Source organism: Fusibacter sp. (genome assembly GCF_057447755.1).
On sequence record NZ_JBVBZF010000308.1, the window covers coordinates 1 to 4,136 of the forward strand.

The 4,136-nt window shown below is 38.5% G+C and carries 5 protein-coding genes; all 5 read left to right on the forward strand.

The window, feature by feature from the left end; translation table 11 throughout:
* The coding region (locus AC220I_RS19100; protein WP_486725457.1) for a DHH family phosphoesterase at window positions 1–948 on the forward strand (948 nt) is incomplete at its 5' end.
* Window positions 948–1,394 carry a 50S ribosomal protein L9 gene (rplI, locus tag AC220I_RS19105; protein WP_486725458.1) on the forward strand — a complete coding sequence of 149 codons (447 nt, stop codon included), beginning with the start codon at window positions 948–950 and terminating at the stop codon, window positions 1,392–1,394. The genes AC220I_RS19100 and rplI, both read left to right, overlap by 1 nt.
* 92 nt (window positions 1,395–1,486) lie before the next feature.
* Complete coding sequence (locus AC220I_RS19110) at window positions 1,487–2,401, forward strand: AAA family ATPase (RefSeq protein WP_486725459.1); 915 nt, start codon at window positions 1,487–1,489, stop codon at window positions 2,399–2,401.
* Between the two features lie 26 nt (window positions 2,402–2,427).
* Window positions 2,428–3,600: a DUF58 domain-containing protein gene (locus AC220I_RS19115; protein ID WP_486725460.1), complete on the forward strand. Its 1,173-nt coding sequence runs from the start codon at window positions 2,428–2,430 to the stop codon at window positions 3,598–3,600.
* On the forward strand, window positions 3,593–4,136 hold a 544-nt coding region (locus tag AC220I_RS19120), incomplete at its 3' end, for a hypothetical protein (protein ID WP_486725461.1). The genes AC220I_RS19115 and AC220I_RS19120, both read left to right, overlap by 8 nt.

Genomic DNA, 4,136 nt, shown 5'->3' on the forward strand with positions numbered 1-4,136 from the left:
AGAGTGATTATCATGGGTCATAGATCTCCTGATATGGACTCTTTCGGTGCTGCTGTAGGTGTTTATAGAAGTGTCCTTAATATGGGAAAGGAATCCTATATTGTTTTAAATGAAGTAACAGATGCCATTGTCAATGTTCATGAGACTTTCAAGAATAACGACATGTATCATTTTATAGGGTCAGATGAGGCGCTAGATCTGGTAGACGATAATACTGTGGTTGTAGTGGTAGACACACATAAACCGAGCTTAACCGAATGTCCAGACCTAATAGAGGCTTGTGACCGTGTGGTCCTAATCGATCACCATAGAAGAAGTACAGAATTTATTGAAAAAGCCATTTTGAAATATCTTGAGCCTTATGCTTCAAGTACTTCAGAGTTGATTACAGAAATTCTTCAATACATGGAAAACAAACCTAAGATTGAAAAAGAAGAGGCGGATGCACTTCTTGCGGGCATCACGGTGGATACAAAGAACTTCTCCCTTAAAACTGGGGTTAGAACTTTTGATGCCGCTGCTTATTTGAGACGTCAAGGTGCGGATACGATTAGGGTGAGACAACTCTTCCAAGACGACCTTGAAACCTTTACAGAAAAGGCCAACATCGTTGGAAATGCAATGAGATATAGAGAAACAATTGCCATATCCACAACAAATAAAATTGCAAACAGTATCCAGCTTATTGCAGCTCAAGCTGCAGACGATCTTCTGAATATTCGTGGCATCACGGCATCATTTGTCATAGCAAAAAAAGAAGATGGCACTGCATTTATTTCAGGACGTTCTTTAGGGGATGTCAATGTACAAATTATTTTAGAAACGCTCGGTGGAGGCGGTCATCTTGAAGTTGCCGGTGCACAGTTCAAGGATGGTGACATTGAAGACATTAAGCAAAGGTTGATTCAATCCATTGATCAATACTATAAGGAAGGAGTAGAGAAATAATGAAAGTAATCTTATTAAAAGACATTAAAGGAACCGGTAAAAAAGGGGATATTATTAATGCTAGCGATGGTCATGCAAGAAACTATCTCATTCCAAGAGGTTTAGCAAAGGAAGCAACTGATGGTAGCGTCAAGGAGCTTGAGCATCAAAACGCAGCGAAAGCAAAGCGTGCTGCAGAGGAACTTGCAGAAGCAAAAGCGCTTGCTGCTGATATTGAAAAAATCGTCGTTACATTCAAAACGAAAGCAGGAGAGGGTGGTAGACTATTCGGGTCAATCACAAACAAGGACATCGCTGACGTTTTAAAGTCCAAACACAATTTAGACATAGACAAGAAAAAAATTGCACTTGAACAACCGATCAGAACACTTGGTGCGACAATGGTAACCATTAAAGTCTATCCAAAGGTCTCAGCTCAAATGCAGGTTCTTGTAACTGAAGAGTAATTTTTAAAAAATAAAGATAAAAAAGGAGCCCATTGGACTCCTTCTTTTATCAAACGAATTATCTGAATTATCAGACACAAAAGGGGTGCGACATGCTAAGAGAAATTAAAGTTGAGATGAAGAAAACACTTGTGGGGAAAGAAAGTGCTATTGAAAACGTGATGATTGCTTTATTATCTGGGGGACACGTTTTGATCGAAGATTTGCCCGGACTAGGGAAGACAACACTTGCAAAATCGTTTGCCAAAGTCAATGATTGTACATTTAACAGAATTCAATTTACACCAGATTTGATGCCTTCAGACCTTATTGGCATATCCATTTTTGACAAGCAAACGCAAAGATTTGAGTTTCAAAAGGGGCCTATATTTGGAAACATATTGCTGGCTGACGAGATCAATCGAACTTCACCTAAAACACAGTCAAGTTTGCTTGAGGCAATGGAAGAAACGCAAGTGACAATAGACGGACATACATATTTACTGGAAGAACCGTTTATGGTTATAGCCACAGAGAATCCCATTGAGCAACAGGGGACTTTTCCACTACCAGAAGCCCAACTCGACCGATTTATGATGCGAATTTCGCTTGGGTATCCAAGTATAGACGAGGAGATTGATATTTTAACCCTTAAAGAGACCACTGATGTGATTAAGCCTGTGGTTTCTCGAGCGAAAATTGCCGAGATGATCGAAGAAGTGGATCGAGTGTTTGTGGATCCAGCCGTTAAGGCCTATGTGGTTAAGCTCTGTAAAGCCACAAGAGAAAACGCCTCCGTTAGACTAGGGGCTAGCCCAAGGACATCCGTACATCTTTTTAAAGCGGCTAAGGCAAAGGCATATCTTGAGGGCAGAGACTTTGTTATAGGGAAGGATGTTCACGACTTATTTGAGACGATTGTATCTCACAGGATTCTATTAAAAGGTGAAGCCGTTTATAGGGGCATCAGTGTTAAACAACTGGTTGAAGATATTTTAAGATCAATAGAATTGCCAAGGATAGATTGATAAAAGACACATCATTAGGAGTACAAATGAGAAAACTACCGAATGTGCTTGTTATGATTATCATGAGTTTTTTGTTGATTTTTGCATTGATGTCAGGGAGTAGAGAACTTTATTTTCTATTCTTTCTCTCTTTGATTTTCAGAATATCCATGACAATTATAATAGAGCATAACTTTAAAAACCTATTTATCATGTACTATACAAATGCCAGTGTGATAGAATCCGGCGATACAATTAATATTGAATACAAGGTATCCAATACAAGCTATATGCCAATTTCACATGCTAAAATTGAATTTTTCCTCAGTGAAAAGCTCAACACAGAGTCCTCTTTGCAGGAGGTCGCCTATTTTAAAAGCTATCAAATGATCAATTTTTCAAAGGACATCAAATGTCTTTATAGGGGGTATTATAAAATCGGCAAGGTCCGCGTGACGCTTTTTGACCCCATGATGCTTGCCTCTAGAGAGATTGCCTTTGACAAGGAAATCGACTTAACTGTACATCCAAAGATTTGGCCAATCCATAAGTTACCTTTAGATACCAAGGATCTGCATGGCACTTTAAAATCACATGAGAAGACTGCTGAGGACCGGACCAATATTATTAACATTAGACCCTTTGAACGAGGGGATCAACTCAAGAACATCCACTGGAAGCTAAGTGCTAAACTCGGCGAAATTCAGACTAAGGAATTTGAGCAGACTTTAAGTGTTCGATTTTTTATGGTCTTAGACGGCAGTTTGAGTCAATTTAAGGACGGCATGACCTATGCTGATGAAGAAAATATGGTTTCTTATTGTGCATCTTATGTCAAGTATGCCCTTGAAAACAATATCCACACCAAACTCATGATAACAGACAGTAAAGAGCTATTAATAGAAGGCAAGGATAGTGGCGATTTTCCAAAAGTCTTAGAAACCTTAACCGGCTTTGAATCTGATGGAGAAAGTGATTTGGTAAATCGTTTACAGTTACTATTGAATTTAAACGGCCACTTTAACACCTATTATTTGGTGACCTATCGCATTTCACCAGATCTTTTATCATTTTTAGACCGTTCAGGACGGAATGGCTACAAGTTTAAAGTGGCTGTTTTTAAGGCAAGAGCTTCTATGAGTCCAGATTTACTGACCTTAATAGAAAAAGCACATTTGGATGTCACTTTTGTTGAGAAAGAGGTGATGCTGAATGGATAAGAAATTTCAATGGCTCGCGGGCTTCATCATCTTTAATGCGCTTTTAATGCTCATGAATTATTTTATAAATTATGCCATAGATTCAACACAGTTCATGATCTTGTCAGTTGTGACTTATGTATCTTGCATTCTAATTATTGTGCAGAGAAAATGGTTTGTAAGAATAGTAGTAACGCTGTTGATTCTTACTGGACTTTTATATGGACTAGACAGCGGGCTTGAAAATGTTTTTATGGACGAAATAACCATTCGCAACGATTTGATCACATCCTCAGACCAAAATAATGAAAGGCTCCTTCATCAAACGGATTTAAATGAGCGAGAAGAATTGCTACCTTCTAGGGGCTATCAGATTTATCAAAATATCCATAAGCTTCGTGAGAAGTTGGATTATAAGCAGATTTCAGAATTTGTAAAGTGGTTAACAGAAGAGCGTGGTCTTGCGGATAATCCCTATATTGACACCTATGAACGTGCACTTTTTATAATCTTGTCCTTTAGCATGGCAATTTTACTTTTACTTGTCATGCGTTATC